This window comes from Aquabacterium sp. (genome assembly GCF_034003525.1).
Classification (GTDB): domain Bacteria; phylum Pseudomonadota; class Gammaproteobacteria; order Burkholderiales; family Burkholderiaceae_C; genus Aquabacterium.
The window spans coordinates 154,680-171,030 of the sequence record NZ_JAVEYN010000005.1 but is presented as its reverse complement, the minus strand read 5'-3'; the positions used below and the strand labels follow the sequence as shown (position 1 = coordinate 171,030).

Sequence of the window (16,351 nt, the reverse complement as noted above, 5' to 3'; positions counted from 1 at the left end):
GGCGGTGCTGACGGCGGTGCTCAGCAGGCCAAAGCGCAGCTTGTCGAGCGTGTAATTGGCGGCGCGCTGGTGGCTGAGTGCGGGCACGTGCGGGGCGAAGGCGTCGGGCACGGTGTCGCGGTGGCGGGCCACGTGGCGCGCCTGGCGGGTGTCGAGCCAGAGTTTGGTCAGCAGGGAGGCGACGATGAAGGCCGCGAAAAGCAAGGTCAGGGTGCTGGATGGCATGACCGGGAGTGTACGTTTGCCCGCACAATCCGGGACTCGTCCGGCGTGCAAATCCCTGTGCCCAGGTGTCTGTGCCGGAAAATGACCGACTCGCCTGCCTACCGGGCCGGACAACCGTTTTGTGTGATGCCCATGAGTGATGTGACCCCCGGCACGCCCGTGCCCTCGGAGGCCCCGGCGACCCCGGTCTTGGCCAAGAGCGATTTGAACCTGATCTGGATCGATCTGGAGATGACCGGGCTGAAAACCCAGAGCGACCGCATCATCGAGATCGCGGTGGTGGTGACCGATCCGCAGCTGACGGTGCGCGTGGAGGGGCCGGTGCTGGCGATCCACCAGAGCGACGAAGTGCTCAATGGCATGGACAAGTGGAACAAGGGCACGCACGGCAAGAGCGGCCTGATCGACCGGGTCAAGGCCTCGACCGTGACGGAGGCGGAGGCCGAGCACGCCGTGATCGCGTTCCTGAAGAAGTATGTGCCCACCAACAAGTCACCGATGTGCGGCAATTCGATCTGCCAGGACCGGCGCTTTCTGGCGAATTACATGCCCAAGCTGGAGGCGTTTTTCCACTACCGCAACCTGGATGTGAGCACCCTCAAGGAGCTGGCGCGGCGCTGGCGGCCGGAGTTGGTGAGCGGCTTCAAGAAGGCGCAGAAGCACACGGCGCTGGCCGACATCCACGAGTCGATTGATGAGTTGGCGTATTACCGTCAGCACTTCCTGATCGATGTGGCGCCGGTGGTGGAGGCTGCCACGGATGCTGAGGCGGCTGCGGGGGAGGCGGCATGAGCGAGTCTGTGAAAGACGGGCAGCCTGCTGCGACGCCGGCCATTGTCCGGTTTGATCCGCCTGAGCAAGGCGGCGTCATCGACCACCCGAGGCCGGAGCGCTTGCAGCAGGGCAACCCGCGACGGGAAACCTGGACGCTGTACGAGTCGGCCGATGGGCAGACGAGTGCGGGCATCTGGGCGTGTGAGGTGGGGCGCTGGCGCATCGTGTTTCCGGCGCACAAGGAAGAGTACTTCTTTGTGCTGAGTGGGCATGTGCGCCTGCACGATGCCGGAGGTGGCTGGGTGGATGTGCGCGCAGGCGAGGGGGCCGTGATTCCGGCCGGATTCGTAGGCGCGTTCGAGGTGATCGAGCCGGTGCGCAAGCACTTCATGGTGGTCGAGCGGGTTTGATCCCGGCGATGGCCCCTGCTGCGTCGGAGGGGGCGAGAGCCAAGCCGCCAAAGTCGCCTGAGCCTGCTGTGAGTGGCTCAGCGCAAAGGCCAGCGCGTCAACTGATCTTGCCAGGCCGTGACGGCGGCGGCCAGCCAGTCGCCTGGCGTGGTTCCCTCTGCGGACAGCCCCAGTGCGCGGCCCGCTTGCTGCAAGGTGGACAGCGGGTCGGCCAGGGACAGGGCTTCGGCGCCGTTCTGTTTGGACAGCTTTTCGCCGTTGGCACCGCACACCAGCGGGGTGTGCAGGTAGCGCGGTGTGGGCAGACCCAGGCACTGCTGCAGCCAAAGCTGGCGTGGTGTGTTGTCGGTGAGGTCCTCGCCGCGCACGATGTCGGTGACGCCTTGCTCGCCATCGTCCACGACCACGGCGAGCTGGTAGGCCCACAGGCCATCGGCTCGGCGGATGACGAAATCGCCCACGGCCTCGGCCAGGTTCTGGCTTTGCGGGCCGAGGCGGCGGTCGTGCCAGTGCCACAGGCCGTCGGGCGTGTCGGCGCGGGGCGGCACGTGCAGGCGCCAGGCGCGGGCGGGCTTGCCTTTCAGGCCGCCTCGGTCGGGGCGGCAGGTGCCGGGGTAGACGAGGTCGCCGTGGCGAGCTTTGCTCAGACCCAGCGCCGCGTTGGCCTGGGCAATGTCGGCGCGGGTGCAGCCGCAAGGGTAGGCATGGCCAGCGGCCACGAGGCAGTCGAGCGCCGCCTGGTACAGATCCCCGCGCTGGCTTTGGTACACCGGGGGGGCATCGGGGTGCAGGCCGCAGGCGGCCAGTTGCGACAGGATCAGTTGATCGGCGCTGGGTACGCAGCGCGGGGTGTCCACGTCTTCGATGCGTACCAGCCAGCGCCCGCCGTGCGCGCGCGCATCCAGCCAGCTGGCCAGCGCCGCCACCAGGGAGCCGGCGTGCAGCGGGCCGGTGGGGGAGGGCGCGAACCGGCCAACATAGTGGCCGATCAGGCTCTCACCGTCGTGACCGACATCGCACAGGGTGTCCGGCGCGTGGGGTGGCGCCTCGTCGGGGTGTGGCGTGGCCTGGCTCACAGCAGCAGACCTCCATGCAGGTCCATCAGGGCCTGGCGGGTGGTGGGGCTGCTGAGTTGGTGCAGCCACCAGGTCAGGGCCATGCCGGGGGGCGTCTCGCCCTGGCGCCAGGCGTAGTGGATGCGTGTGACGCGGGGAGGACCGCTCACCGCTTTGCTGAGCAGTTGGCCGTTGGCCAGGTAGGGGCGCACCATGGGTTCGGGCAGGAAGCCGCAGCCCAGGCCGCGCATCTGCGCTTCGAGCTTGGACGACATGGAGGGCAAAGTCAGCACGTCCTGACCGGGCAGGATGCCGATGGTCATGGGCTCGATGCCGCGGGCGGTGTCGGCCACGGCGACGATGCGGTGCTGTGCCAGCACAGTTTGGCTGACGGGCTCTTCGGCCTGGGCCAGCGGGTGGTGGGGCGACACGGCCAGCACGAAGGGCAGGTCCCCGATCACCTCCATCCGCACGCCAGGGCTGGTGATGCGGTCGCCCGGGATGCCGATGGCCAGGTCGGCTGCGCCCGAGGCCAACGCCTCCCAGGTGCCGTTCATGACCTCGCTGAGCATGCGCACGCGGGTGGGCGGTTTCACCGCGTAGAAGCCTTCGATCAGGTCAAAGATGGCGTGGGGGGCGATGACCTTGTCCACGGCGATGGTGAGCTCGGCCTCCCAGCCAGAGGCCACGCGCTTGACCCGGTTGGCCACGGCGTCCATCTGTTGCAGCAGCAGGCGCCCCTCGCGCAGCAGTTCGTCGCCGGCAGCCGTGAGGCGAGCCTGGCGGCTGCGGCGGTCGAACAGCAGCACGTCGAGCGCGTCTTCGAGCTGGCGCACGCTGTAGGTCAGGGCCGAGGGCACCTTGCCCAGTTCGCGGGCGGCCGCTGCGAAGCTGCCGGTGCGCGCGATGGTGTCCATCATCTGCAGGGCTTCGGGGGTGAGGGCTTGGCGGCGGTCACTCATGGGCTTGATTCAATTTGTTTGAATGATGCCATCAGTCGGGCGCAGCCGCCAAAGGCCCCGTCGCTTCTACAGTGGATAGCCAGGATGCACACATTGAAGGAGCCTCGCCATGTTGACCTTGCGCCGATCTGAAGACCGCGGCTACGCCGACCACGGCTGGCTGCAGAGCTTCCACAGCTTTTCGTTTGCCGAGTACCACGACCCGGCCCACATGGGCTTCGGGCCGCTGCGTGTCATCAACGACGACATGATCGCGCCGGGGCGCGGCTTTGGCATGCACGGCCACCGCGACATGGAGATCGTCACCTATGTGCTGCAGGGCGCCATCTGGCACAAGGACAACCAGGGCAACGATGCGCGCATCGTGCCGGGTGAGGTGCAGCGCATGTCGGCGGGCACGGGTATCCTGCACAGCGAGTTCAACCAGGCGCTGTACGACACCACACACATGCTGCAGATCTGGATTCAGCCTGCACAGCGGGGTCTGCGCCCGGGTTACGAGCAAAAGGGTTTTGCCGAAGCCGACAAGCGCGGTCGCCTGCGGGTGGTGGCCTCACCGGATGGGCGCGAGGGTTCGGTGACCATCCATGCCGACGCCACGCTGTCGGCTGGCTTGTTTGATGGCGACGAGGCGCTGGAGGTGCCGCTGGACGCCGCACGCAAGACCTATGTGCACCTGGCGCGCGGCGAGTTGAGCGTGAATGGCCATGCCTTGAAGGCCGGCGATGCCCTCAAGCTGGAGGGTGAAAGCCAGCTGAGCTTGAGCCAGGGACGCCAGGCCGAAGTGTTGGTCTTCGACCTGGGCGCCTGATCGCGAGCGCGGGCAAGCGTCGTGCTGCCCGCCATCTCAGCCCGGTCAGCTCCAGCCCGCTCAGTTTTGCTGGGCTTCGAGCGTGTAGGCCGCGTGATCGTCCTGGCCGATGGTTTCGACCAGCCAGGGCAGGGCCACGGCCAGTTTGTCGTACAGGGTGTAGGGCGGGTTGATGATGAACATGCCGCTGCCGAACAGGCCGACGCCATCGCGCTCGGCGCCCTTGACGCGCAGGGTGGCGTGCAGCCAGTCCACCTTGGGCAACTCGGCTGCCATGCGCTTGAGTTGGGCCGGGAACTGGATGGCCTCGCGGCGCGCCACTTCGGGATACCAGATGGCATAGGTGCCCGAGCTGAACTTGGGGATGGCGTCTTTCAGCGTTTGCAGAACGCGACGGTAGTCATCCTTGTTCTCGTAGGGCGGGTCGATGTGCACCAGGCCACGTCGCGGCGGCGGAGGCAGACAGCCCTTGAGGCTGGCAAAACCATCGGCGCCCTGGATGCTCACGCCACGCTTGACGCCGGCAAAGTGGTTTTCCAGCAGCTTGATCTCGGTGGGGTGGAGTTCGAACAGGCGCAGGTGGTCGCCCTCGCGCAGCATCTGCGCAGCCAGTTGCGGTGAGCCGGGGTACCACTTGAGCTCGTCGCCATCGTTGAGCGCGGCAACCTGCTTGAGCAGGCTGCGCACGGCTTCGGGGATGGACTTGTCGCGGCGCAGCGGCCACAGGGTGGCGATGCCGGTGGTGGATTCGCCGCTCTTGGTGGCGTAGCCGCTGGTGAGGTCGTAGAGGCCCCCGCCCGCGTGGGTGTCGATCACCCAGAAGGGTTTGTCTTTGTGCAGCAGGTGCTCAAGCACCTGCACCAGCACCATGTGCTTGAGCACATCGGCGTGGTTGCCCGCGTGGAATCCGTGTCGATAACTGAACATGGGGCAAGCGTAGCGGTTTTATGGCCGCTTGCCTCATCGTCATCCCGACATTTTTGGCGTTGAGGGGCCAAACAGGCTTGGGTTCATGACGCCAGGAAGGGCCGCACGGCCTGAAGCGTGGCTGCAGGGTCTTCTTCTTGCGGCAGGTGGCCCAGTTGGGGGAAGGTCACGAGGCGGCAGCGGGGGATGTCTTCGCAGAAGCGTGAGCCCAGGTCGGGCGAGATCATCTCGTCGCGTTCGCCCCAGAGCACCAGGGTGGGCTGCGTGATGCGCCGGATCAAGGGCGCGCTTTCACCGAAAGTGGCTTGGTCCATGCGTTGGAACAGGGCGCGGCGGTTGCCCACGCGCAGGTTCAGCTCAAAGTAACGGTCGATGCGCTCCCGGGTGACCCGTTCGGGTTCGCCGAACACACTGCGCAGGCTGGCGGCCATGAGCGGGCGAGGCAGGATGCGCTCGGACACCCAGCGCAAGCCCCGCATGCTGGCAATCTGGAAACCCAAGGGCATGGACAGCACGGCCGGTTGGTAGCCGTCGGCGTCGATCAGGATCAGTTTCTGCACCCGCTCAGGGGCCAGCAAGGCGGTTTGCCAGGCGATTTCACCGCCCAGGGCGTTGCCGGCCAGCACCACGCGCTTGACCTCCAGCGTGTCGAGCAGGCGCAAGACGAACCGGCTGTAGACCTCGATGCGGTAGTCGCCCTGGGGGCTGGGGCCGGTCAGGCCGAAACCGGGCAGGTCGACGCTGATGACGCGGCGCTCGCCTTGCAGTGCGCTTTGCCAGCCCTCGAAGCTGTGTAGGCTGGACGACATGCCGTGCAGCAGCAGGAGGGGCGCTGCGTCGTTGCGTGGGCCGGTGTCGCGGATGTGCACCTGCATGCCGTCGAGCTCGATGAAGCGTGAGGGCTCGGGGGCCCAGCGGGCGACCAGTTGGCCGAGTTGCCGGTCGGGCTCCCAACTCCAGGCGATGGCGCCAGCCAACACCAAGGCCAGCACGACGGCCGACCACCACAAACGTTTGAACCAGTTCATGGCTGCATCATGCCTGCTGGGCGGCTGCGCTGTGGCGGGTGACGCGGGCGATGAACTCGCCGCAGTGCTGCAGGGTCTGGCGGGCCTCCGGCAGCATCAGCATGGTGGGCCACACGTGCGGCATCTTGGCCTTGAGGTGCAGCTCGCTGCGCACACCTTGGGCGAGGGCGCGTTCGTGCAGGCGGGTCGAGTCGGCCAGCAGAATTTCGTGCTCGCTGGCGTGGATCATCAGCGGAGGCAGGCCATGCAGGTCGGCAAACAGCGGCGATGCCAGGGGCGTGGTGCTCGGTTGGCCCGCCAGGTAGAGCGCCGCGGCCTCGGGCAGGGACTCGGGGTTGAACATCACGTCCACATCGGCCTTGGTGCGCATGGTCTCACCGGAGCAGGACAGGTCGGTCCAGGGGGAGAACAGCACGGCCCCGGCGGGCAGGGGCAGGCCCTGTTCGCGCGCGGCGAGCATGCAGGCCAGAGCCAGGCCGCCGCCGGCCGAGTCCCCCGCGAACACGACTTCCGAGGGCTGGAAGCCCTGGTCAAGCAACTCCTTCCACCAGGCGACGGCGTCGTTCACGGCGGCTGGGAAGACATGTTCGGGGGCCATGCGGTAGTCCACCGACAGCACGCGGGCCTGGGCGGTGCGGGCCAGGTAGGCGCAGGTGGGGCGGTGCGTGTCCAGTCCGCAGAAGAAGTAGCCGCCACCGTGGAAGTACAGCACCGTGCGTTGCGGGTGGGCCACGCTGAGCCACTCGGCCGAACACAGGCCCGCGCCCGTGCGCCCTGCCAGCGGCGTGTGCGCGATGTCTTTGGGGGGCGGCGGGTAGCGCTTGGCCATTTTGTTGACCATGTGCCGCGCCTTGTGCACGTTCAGCGGCCCCCGCCCTGCGCGCTTGAACTGGTAACGCAGGACGAGGTTGGTGAGGACAGCTTGGATGCTCATGCGCACGACCCGTGAGTGAAGGGTTTACGTTGTGACAATTAATGTTGTCAAACTATAAGCTGACAATAGGGTCTGTGAATATAGGTCTTCCCATGGACGTCAGTCTTTCCGATACCCCCCCCTTGAACAAGCGTCGCTATGGCGGCGTGTTGCCCGAAGAGCGCCAGCGTCTGCGGCGCGCCAAGCTGATCGAAGGGGCGATCGAGGTGTTTGGCACCAAGGGCTTTCATGGCGCCACGGTACGCGAGGTGTGCGTGGCGGCGCACCTCACAGAGCGCTATTTTTACGAGTCATTCAAGACGCTGCCGGAACTGTTCCTGGCCGCCTACAGCGAGCTGCGTGAGCAGTTGATGGCGCTGACGCTGGCCGCGATGGCGCAGTTACCGCGGTCTTCCGACCCGCTGGCGATGCTGGCCCCGGCGATGCGGGTGTTCCTGGTGTTCATCCGCGATGACCCGCGGCGCGGGCGCATCATGCTGGTGGACTCGCTGGCCGTGAGTGACGAGGTGGCCGCCATGAGCGGCGCAACGGCGCGCGACTACTCCGCCTTGCTCAAGCAGCATCTGACCCGCCTGCTGCCGCCCGAGCAGCTGGAGGGCATCAGCCTGCCCTTGCTGGCCGACGGCATGATCGGGCTGAACGTGCTGCTGGCGGCGCGCTGGATGCAGCATGGCTTTGCCGAGCCGATCGACCAGGTGGTGCGGACCAATTTGTTGCCCTATCAGGGGTTAATGCATTTGGTCAAATGCAAGAAGGGTGATTAAGCGGTAAGGTTGGGGGCATGCAAGAACATGCTCCCGAGTTGATGGCGTGGCTGGAACGCCACCCTGTGTCCTACACCGTGCTGACCCTGGCGGCCTTGTTGGCCTTGGCGTGGGTGGCCGACTGGTTGACCAAGCACATCTTGCTGCGCAGCGTGGACCGGGTCTTGAAGTCCACCTCCATGGCGCAGGACCCCGAGGTGAGGGCGCTGCGGGTGATCTCGCGCTTGGCGCATGTTGTGCCTGCCTTGGTGCTGACCTGGGGCATCCAGGCCGTGCCTGAGTTGCCGGAGGCGGTGGTGACCGTGGTGCAGAACGTGTGCGGCGCCTTCATCGTGCTGACGGTGGCGCTGGCGCTGGCCAACCTGCTGGACCTGGTCAACACCGTGTGGCAGCGCCGGCCGGATGCGGCGCAGCGCCCCATCAAGGGCTATGTGCAGGTGGTCAAGATCGTCATTTATGCGCTGGCGGCGATCTTGATGATCGCCACCTTGATTGACCGCTCGCCGCTGATCCTGCTGTCCGGCCTGGGGGCGATGGCGGCGGTGCTGATGCTGATCTTCCAAGACACGCTGCTGTCCCTGGTGGCGAGCGTGCAGTTGAGCTCGAACGACATGGTGCGGGTGGGCGACTGGATCCAGATGCCGCAAATTGGCGTGGACGGTGGCGTGGTCGACATTGCCCTGCACACGGTGAAGGTGCAGAACTGGGACAAGACGATCACCAACATCCCCACCAAGCGGCTGATTTCGGACTCGTTCCGCAACTGGCGGGGCATGACGGAGTCGGGCGGGCGGCGCATCAAGCGCAGCGTTTACCTGGACCAGCAGAGCATCCGCTTTTTGACCGATGGCGAAGCCCAGGCGTTGAGTCGCTTTGATGTGCTGAAAGACTACCTGGCCGCGAAGGAGGCGGAGCTGGCGGAGTGGAACGCCCGTGCGCCGGGCACCGACCGGGATGTGGTGAACCGCCGGCGCGTGACCAATGTGGGCATTTTCCGGATGTATGTGGAGCGCTACCTGCGCCGACAGCCGGGGATCCACCAAGGCATGACGCTGATGGTGCGCCAGCTGGACCCCACGTCGGACGGGTTGCCGATGGAGATTTACTGCTTCACGAACACGACCGAATGGGTGGCCTACGAGGGCATTCAGTCAGACATCTTCGACCACCTGCTGGCCATCCTGCCCGAGTTCGGCTTGCGGGTGTTCCAGCACCCCTCCGGGGCGGACATGCGGGCCTGGTCCATGGGGCCGGCAGAGACAAGGGCCTAGGGTTCTTACAATGGCCGGATGCCTTTCGTTCACCTGCGCTCCCACTCCGAATATTCCGTTGTTGACGGCACCGTCCGCATCGACGACCTGGTCAAGGCCGCGGCCCAGGATGGCCAGCCGGCCGTCGCCGTCACGGACCTGAGCAACCTGTTCGGGGCGCTCAAGCTGTACAAGAGCGCACAGAAGAAGGGCGTCCAGCCCATCATCGGTGCCGATGTGTGGCTGGAGCCCGAGGAGCCGGGCAAGGCGCCCACGCGTTTGTTGCTGCTGGTCCAGAACCGCCAGGGCTATCTGCGTCTGTCGGAGTTGCTGGGTGAGGCCTGGACGGCGCCGGGCCAGCGCAGCCATGCCTGGGTGTACTGGGCTTCGCTGTGCGAGCGCAACGAGGGGCTGATCTGCCTATCAGGGGCCGAAATGGGCCTGGTGGGGCAGGCGCTGTCACATGGCGACATGCCCAAGGCCGAGGCCCAGGCGCGCAAGCTGGCGGCCGCTTTCCCGAACCGCTTTTACATTGAGCTGCAGCGCAGCGGACACGCCACGAACGAGCCCTACATCCGCGCGGCCGTACCGCTGGCCGCCCGGCTGGGTCTGCCCGTGGTGGCCACCCACCCGATTCAGTTCCAGGAGCCCGACGATTTCGAGGCCCACGAGGCACGCACCTGCATTGCCGAGGGCGAGACCCTGGGCAACCCCAAGCGCATCAAGCGCTTCACGCGCGAGCAGCACTTCAAGACCACGGCAGAGATGGAGGCGTTGTTCGCCGACATCCCTTCGGCGATTGCCAACACGGTCGCGATCGCACGCCGCTGTGCGCTGACCCTGGTGCTGGGCAAGCCGCAGCTGCCCAACTTCCCGACGCCGATCATGCCTAACGGCGAGCCGCAGCCCATGGAGGACTACTTCCGCGAGCTGTCGCACGAGGGCCTGGAAGAGCGCCTGCTGCACCTGTTCCCCGACGAGGCCGAGCGCAACGCGCAGCGCCCGACCTATGTGGCGCGGCTGGATTTCGAGATCAACACGATCTTGAAGATGGGCTTCCCGGGCTACTTCCTGATCGTGCAGGACTTCATCAACTGGGCCAAGAACAACGGCTGCCCGGTGGGTCCGGGCCGGGGTTCGGGGGCCGGTTCGCTGGTGGCGTATGCGCTCAAGATCACCGACCTGGACCCGCTCAAGTACAACCTGCTGTTCGAGCGCTTCCTGAACCCCGAGCGGGTCTCGATGCCCGACTTCGACATCGACTTCTGCCAGGGCAACCGCGACCGCGTCATCGACTATGTCAAGGACCGTTACGGTCGCGATGCCGTCTCGCAGATCGCCACCTTCGGCACGATGGCCGCCAAGGCCGCGCTGCGCGACGTGGGCCGTGTGCTGGGCATGGGCTATGGCCATGTGGACAGCATTGCCAAGCTGATTCCGGCGCCGCCCGGCAAGACCGTGACGCTGGCGCGCGTGCCCGAGAACCCCGATGGCGGCGTGATCTACGCCCGCAAGGAAGCGCCCGAGCTGGAAGAGCGCGAGAAGGCCGAGGAAGAAGTGGCCGCCTTGCTGGAGCTGGCCATGCGCGTGGAAGGCATGGTGCGCAACATCGGCATGCACGCCGGGGGCGTGCTGATCGCCCCGGGCAAGATCACCGACTTCTGCCCGCTGTACATGCAGCCGGGTAGCGATTCGGCTGTGAGCCAGTACGACAAGGACGATGTGGAAGCTATCGGCCTCGTGAAGTTCGACTTTCTGGGCCTGGCCACGCTGACCATTCTGGAGCTGGCCAAGGACTACATCGTCGCGCGGCACCCGGATCAGAAGGACTTCGACTTCGCCAAGATCCCGCTGGATGACGCCAAGTCCTACCGGCTGCTGTCCGAAGGCAAGACCGTGGCCGTGTTCCAGCTGGAATCGCGCGGGATGCAGGGCATGCTGCGTGACGCCAAGCCCAGCGTCTTCGAGGACATCATTGCCCTGGTGGCGCTGTACCGTCCGGGCCCCATGGACCTGATTCCCTCCTTCTGCGCCCGTAAGCACGGCAAGGAAGAGGTGACCTACCCGCACCCGCTGATGGAGACGGTGCTCAAGGAAACCTACGGGATCATGGTGTACCAGGAGCAGGTGATGCAGGTGGCCCAGATCGTGGGGGGCTACTCGCTCGGCGGCGCCGACCTGCTGCGCCGCGCGATGGGCAAGAAGAAGGTCGAGGAGATGCAGCACCACCGCGGCATCTTCGCGGAGGGGGCGGCCAAGAACGGCATCAGCACCGAGCTGGCCAACGAGATCTTCGACTTGATGGAGAAGTTCGCGGGCTACGGCTTCAACAAGTCGCACGCTGCCGCTTATGCCCTGCTGGCGTATCACACGGCCTGGCTCAAGGCGCACTACCCGGCTGAATTCTTCTCAGCCAACATGAGCGTCGCCAGCGACGACACCGACAAGCTCAAGATCTTCCACGACGATGCCACGCAGAACTTCGGCATCACCTTCACGCCGCCCGATGTGAACCATGGCGCGTGGCGCTTCGTCCCGATCGACGACAAGACGATCTGCTACGCGCTGGGTGCGGTCAAGGGCACGGGGCAGGGCGCCATCGAGGCCATCGTGCGCGAGCGCACGGAGAACGGCCCGTTCAAGAGCTTCTTCGATTTCTGTTCGCGCGTGGACCGCAAGCTGGTCAACAAGCGTGTGGTCGAAGCGCTGATCAAGGCGGGTGCCTTCGATTCGCTGGAGCCGCATCGCGCGGGCCTGCTGGCGTCCACCGCGCTGGCCTTCGAGTACGCCGACACGCTGGCAGCCAATGCCGACCAGGGCGGCTTGTTCGACTTTGGCGACAGCCATGCCGCGTCCACCAACGAGCCCGATCTGGTGCCCACCGAGCCCTGGACGCTGAAAGAGCGGCTGGGGCTGGAGAAGACCGCGATCGGCTTTTACCTGTCGGGCCACCTGTTCGACGAGGCCGAGTCGGAGGTGCGCCGCTTCGCGCGCCAGCGCATTGGCGACCTGAAAGACAGCCGCGAACCCCAGGTGGTGGCCGGCATCATCAGCGAGCTGCGCGTCATCAATGGCACGCGCGGCCGGGTGGGGCTGTTCAAGCTGGACGACAAGAGCGAGACCATTGAGGCCGTGGCCAACCAGGACACGCTGGACGCCAACAAGGACCTGCTCAAGGACGATGAACTGGTCATCATCACCGGCAAGGTGCAGACCGATCGCTTCTCGGGCGGCTTGCGTTTGAATGTGCAGTCGGTGATGAGCCTGGCGGCGGCGCGCTGCCGCTTCGCGCGTTTCGTGCGCTTGACCGCCCGCGATGGCAAGCTGCCGGTGGACGAGTTGCTGCGCGAGTTCCCGGCGCGGCGCGTCGAGGCGCCTCAACCCGATCTGCCGGACACCTACCAGGGGCTGAACCTGCGCGTGGTGGTGGAGCGCCGCACGCCCGAGATCTCGGCCCGCGGCGAGCTGGACCTGGGTGACCAGGCCCGTGTCTACCCGAGTGACGCGGCCTTGCTGCGCCTGAAAGAGCTGATGCCCGACGCCCAGGCCACCGTGGTCTACGGCGAGGGCTGATCGGGCAGAAAAAAGGCGTGTCCCGGTGAGGACACGCCGCCAAAGGATGGGCCGGCACGCCCATCGTCGCATACCCGCTGGTGGGCGGATCAGAACTGGTCGTCTTGCAGAGCCAGGGTGCTGATGGCGCCATTGATCACGCGGTCACGCCAGCCATTGGCCTCGACCAGCACGTGGTACTGGTAGTGGCGTGCGGTGATGACCTTGGCGCTCAGGAAAGCATCGTTTTGGCCGTTTTCGCTCAGCTGGCGCTGGGCGGCTTCGGCCGCGCGGTTCATCAGCCAGGCACCCAGCACTGTGCCGCACAGCTTCAGGTAGGGCACGGCGCCCGCCGCGGTGGCGGCCGGGCTCTGGTTGGCGCGGGTCAGGATCCACTCGGTGGCTTGCGACAGCGCTTCCAGGCCGCGTTGCAGGCTTTGTCCCAGTGCTTGCAGCACAGGGTCGCCGCTGCCGACCTGGCGTTGGGCTTCGGCCGAAACCGTGTGCAGCAGCGCCTTCATCGTCACGCCATCGTCGCGCACCAGCTTGCGGCCGATCAGGTCATTGGCCTGGATGCCGGTGGTACCTTCGTAGATGGTGGTGATGCGGGCGTCACGCACGTACTGCGCCGCGCCGGTCTCTTCGATGAAGCCCATGCCGCCGTGGATCTGCACGCCGTCGGCGGTGATGCCTTGGGCCTGTTCGGTGCAGCAGCCCTTGACGATGGGGATCAGCAGATCGACCAGGGCCTGACTCTGGGTGCGTGTGGCTTCGTCCGGATGGCTGTGGGCGCGGTCCATCTGCGCCGCGGCAAAGTAGGCCAGGGCACGCATGGCTTCGGTGCGGGCCTTCATGTCCATCAACATGCGGCGCACATCGGGGTGGCCGATGATGCCGCGGCTGCCTTCGGTTAGGGTACGGCCTTGCACGCGGTCGATGGCATAGGCGCGGGCACGCTGGTAGGCACGCTCGGAAATTGCCACGCCTTCCAGGCCCACATTCAGTCGGGCGTAGTTCATCATCGTGAACATGTAGCCCAAACCCTTGTGAGGTTCGCCGACCAGATACCCGATGGCGCCAGGTCCGTCGCCAAAAGACATCACGGCCGTGGGGCTCGCATGAATACCCATCTTGTGCTCGATGGACGCACAGACCAGGTCGTTGCGCTCACCCAATGAGCCATCGTCGTTGACGAGGAACTTGGGGCACACGAACAAGGAGATGCCCTTCACGCCCGGAGGCGCATCGGGCAGGCGGGCCAGCACCAGATGGACGATGTTCTCGGCCATGTCGTGCTCGCCCCAGGTGATGAAGATCTTGGTGCCGCTGATGCGGTAGTGATCACCTTCCGGCACGGCGCGGGTACGGATGGCCGACAAATCCGATCCGGCTTGTGGCTCGGTCAGGTTCATCGTGCCGGTCCACTGACCCGACACCATCTTGGGCAGGAAACGCTGTTGCAGCTCGGGGCTGCCGTGGTGCACCAGGGCTTCGATCGCACCCAGGGTCAGCATCTGGCACAGCGAGAACGCCATGTTTGACGACTTCCACATCTCCAGCACCGCGGTCGAGACCAGCGTGGGCAGGCCCTGGCCACCGAACTCGGGCGAGGCGGGCATGCCGTTCCAGCCGGTTTCGCAGAAGGCCGCATAGGCCTCCTTGAAGCCGTCGGCCGCGGTCACGATGCCGTTGTCCCAGCGGGCGCCTTGCTGGTCACCCGGCCAGTTCAGCGGATCGAGCACGCCGGTGGCGAAGCGCGAGGCTTCCTCCAGCACGGCCTCGACCAGGTCGGGCGTGGTTTCCTCGAAACCGGGCTGGGCGCAGATGCCCTCCAGCCCTGCCACTTCCTTCATCGTGAACAGCATGTCGCGCACGGGCGCTTGGTAACTAGACATATCAACCTCGTATGGAAACCGTCGGGGGCGTGAGGCGTTGCATCACACAGCGCCTCATGCCGCGCATCACTCGATGGCGCTGGCCGACTTCACCTGCTGACGCAGGACAAACTTCTGAATCTTGCCGGTGGACGTCTTGGGCAGTTCACCAAAGACCACACGCTTGGGCACCTTGAAGCGGGCCAGGTGCTGACGGCAGAACTCGATCAGCTCTTCCTGGGTCAGCTCGTGGCCGGGCTTGAGTTCGACGAAGGCACAAGGCACCTCGCCCCACTTCGGGTCGGGCTCGGCCACCACGGCGGCCGACATCACGGCGGGGTGGTGGAACAGGGCGTCTTCCACCTCGACCGACGAAATGTTCTCGCCGCCTGAGATGATCACGTCCTTGCTGCGGTCCTTGATCTTGATGTAGCCGCTGGCATCGCGCACGGCCAGGTCACCCGTGTGGAACCAACCGCCGGCAAACGCCTCGGCAGAGGCCTTCTCGTTCTTCAGGTAGCCCTTCATCACGACGTTGCCGCGGAAGCAGATTTCGCCAATGGTCACGCCATCGCAGGGCACCGGCTCCATCGTCATCGTGTCGAGCACGGTCACGTCTTCCTGCAGCGCGTAGGGCACGCCCTGGCGACCGTTCAGGCGGGCGCGGTCTTCGATCGGCAGGGTCTCCCACTCGTCATGCTTGGCGCAGATGGCGGCGGGGCCGTACACCTCGGTCAGGCCGTAGACGTGGGTCAGGTTGATGCCGGCAGCTTCGCAGCCTTCGATCACGGCGACCGGGGGAGCAGCGCCGGCGATCAGGCCATTGACCGTGTGGTTCAGGCCGTCACGCAGCTTGGCAGGCGCGCTGATCAGCAGGTTGTAGACGATGGGCGCACCGCACATGTGGGTGATGTGGTGCGCCTTGATCAGCGAGAAGATCACGGCCGGGTCGATGCGGCGCAGGCACACGCTGGTGCCGGCGATCAGGGCCATCGTCCAAGGGAAGCACCAGCCATTGCAGTGGAACATCGGCAGCGTCCACAGGTAGGTGGTGTGCTGCGGCAGGTTCCACGAGATCACGTTGCTGGCGGAGTTCAGGTAAGCGCCGCGATGGTGGGTGACCACGCCCTTGGGGTTACCGGTCGTGCCCGAGGTGTAGTTCAGCGAAATCGCATCCCACTCGTCGCCGGGCAGGTACCAGGGGTGCTCGGGGTTGCCTTCGGCCAGCAGGGCTTCGTAGGTGATCGAGCCCAGGTTGTCTCCAGGAGGCGCGGTGTCGTCTTCCACGTCCACCACCAGGATGTCGCTCCGGCCCAGCATGTCCAGGGCGGCGCGCATCGTGCGTGCAAACTCGCGGTCGGTCAACAGGGCCTTGGCTTCACCGTGCTCCAGCTGGAAGGCGACGGCTTCGGCGTCCAGGCGGGTGTTGAGCGTGTTGAGCACGGCACCGGTCATCGGGATGCCGAAGTGCGCTTCCAGCATGGCGGGCACATTGGGCAGCATCACGGCCACCGTGTCACCGCGGCCAATGCCACGGGCTTGCAGGGCGCTGGCCAGGCGGCGGCAGCGTGCAGCAGTCTCGGCCCAGGTCTGGCGACGCTCACCGTAGATGATGGCCAGGCGGTCGGGGTAGATGGCCGCGGTGCGCTTCAGAAAGCTCAGCGGCGACAGACTGACATGGTTGGCTGGGTTCTTGTCCAGACCCATGTTGTAAGGGTTTGCTGTGTTCATGGTGATGTTCAGGGATGTCTGGTCATGGCGCCTCGCGGAGCCTGATCACTCACT

The 16,351-nt window shown here is 65.9% G+C and carries 13 protein-coding genes and 1 pseudogene; 6 read left to right on the top strand and 8 right to left on the bottom strand.

Going from position 1 to position 16,351, the window contains the following annotated elements:
- A pseudogene (locus RBT42_RS05165) lies at positions 1-225 on the bottom strand (M48 family peptidase); the annotation flags it as partial.
- Positions 226-357: 132 nt separating this feature from the next.
- On the opposite strand from RBT42_RS05165, the gene orn reads away from it, so the two are divergent.
- Together orn and RBT42_RS05155 are read left to right on the top strand one after the other, a co-directional pair.
- A complete protein-coding gene (gene orn, locus RBT42_RS05160) occupies positions 358-1,017 on the top strand; it encodes an oligoribonuclease (protein ID WP_320362795.1) in 660 nt (219 codons plus the stop codon).
- Positions 1,014-1,409: a cupin domain-containing protein gene (locus RBT42_RS05155; protein ID WP_320362794.1), complete on the top strand. Its 396-nt coding sequence runs from the start codon at positions 1,014-1,016 to the stop codon at positions 1,407-1,409. The genes orn and RBT42_RS05155 overlap by 4 nt, the downstream gene beginning before the upstream one ends.
- A 77-nt stretch (positions 1,410-1,486) precedes the next feature.
- Here RBT42_RS05155 and gluQRS read toward each other — a convergent pair whose 3' ends face one another.
- Together gluQRS and RBT42_RS05145 are read right to left on the bottom strand one after the other, a co-directional pair.
- Positions 1,487-2,401, bottom strand: a complete 915-nt coding sequence (gluQRS, locus tag RBT42_RS05150; protein WP_320362803.1) for a tRNA glutamyl-Q(34) synthetase GluQRS — start codon at positions 2,399-2,401, stop codon at positions 1,487-1,489.
- A gap of 80 nt (positions 2,402-2,481) precedes the next feature.
- Positions 2,482-3,426 (bottom strand): LysR family transcriptional regulator, encoded by a 945-nt coding sequence (locus RBT42_RS05145; protein ID WP_320362793.1) that lies wholly within the window; start codon positions 3,424-3,426, stop codon positions 2,482-2,484.
- A 109-nt stretch (positions 3,427-3,535) separates the two neighbouring features.
- Here RBT42_RS05145 and RBT42_RS05140 point away from each other — a divergent pair, with 109 nt between their 5' ends.
- Positions 3,536-4,237 carry a pirin family protein gene (locus RBT42_RS05140; protein WP_320362792.1) on the top strand — a complete coding sequence of 234 codons (702 nt, stop codon included), beginning with the start codon at positions 3,536-3,538 and terminating at the stop codon, positions 4,235-4,237.
- A 60-nt stretch (positions 4,238-4,297) separates the two neighbouring features.
- Here the strand turns inward: RBT42_RS05140 and RBT42_RS05135 are convergent, their stop codons facing one another.
- The 3 genes from RBT42_RS05135 to RBT42_RS05125 form a co-directional block, all read right to left on the bottom strand.
- Positions 4,298-5,164: a 23S rRNA (adenine(2030)-N(6))-methyltransferase RlmJ gene (locus tag RBT42_RS05135; protein WP_320362791.1), complete on the bottom strand. Its 867-nt coding sequence runs from the start codon at positions 5,162-5,164 to the stop codon at positions 4,298-4,300.
- 83 nt (positions 5,165-5,247) lie between these two features.
- Entirely contained in the window at positions 5,248-6,192 is a 945-nt protein-coding gene (locus tag RBT42_RS05130; RefSeq protein ID WP_320362790.1) for an alpha/beta hydrolase, read from the bottom strand.
- A gap of 7 nt (positions 6,193-6,199) precedes the next feature.
- On the bottom strand, positions 6,200-7,126 hold the full coding sequence (locus RBT42_RS05125) for an alpha/beta hydrolase (RefSeq protein ID WP_320362789.1): 927 nt from the start codon (positions 7,124-7,126) through the stop codon (positions 6,200-6,202).
- 92 nt (positions 7,127-7,218) lie between these two features.
- Here RBT42_RS05125 and RBT42_RS05120 point away from each other — a divergent pair, with 92 nt between their 5' ends.
- The 3 genes from RBT42_RS05120 to dnaE are packed head-to-tail and all read left to right on the top strand — an operon-like array spanning position 7,219 to position 12,713.
- Positions 7,219-7,890, top strand: a complete 672-nt coding sequence (locus RBT42_RS05120) for a TetR/AcrR family transcriptional regulator (RefSeq protein ID WP_320362788.1) — start codon at positions 7,219-7,221, stop codon at positions 7,888-7,890.
- 17 nt (positions 7,891-7,907) lie between these two features.
- Positions 7,908-9,161 carry a mechanosensitive ion channel family protein gene (locus tag RBT42_RS05115; protein WP_320362787.1) on the top strand — a complete coding sequence of 418 codons (1,254 nt, stop codon included), beginning with the start codon at positions 7,908-7,910 and terminating at the stop codon, positions 9,159-9,161.
- 18 nt (positions 9,162-9,179) lie between these two features.
- A complete protein-coding gene (gene dnaE, locus RBT42_RS05110) occupies positions 9,180-12,713 on the top strand; it encodes a DNA polymerase III subunit alpha (protein ID WP_320362786.1) in 3,534 nt (1,177 codons plus the stop codon).
- Positions 12,714-12,802: 89 nt separating this feature from the next.
- On the opposite strand, the gene RBT42_RS05105 is transcribed toward dnaE, so the two are convergent.
- Both RBT42_RS05105 and RBT42_RS05100 read right to left on the bottom strand, forming a co-directional pair.
- On the bottom strand, positions 12,803-14,587 hold the full coding sequence (locus RBT42_RS05105; RefSeq protein WP_320362785.1) for an acyl-CoA dehydrogenase: 1,785 nt from the start codon (positions 14,585-14,587) through the stop codon (positions 12,803-12,805).
- A 66-nt stretch (positions 14,588-14,653) separates the two neighbouring features.
- Entirely contained in the window at positions 14,654-16,297 is a 1,644-nt protein-coding gene (locus tag RBT42_RS05100; protein ID WP_320362784.1) for an acyl-CoA synthetase, read from the bottom strand.
- Between the last annotated feature and the right edge of the window lie 54 nt (positions 16,298-16,351).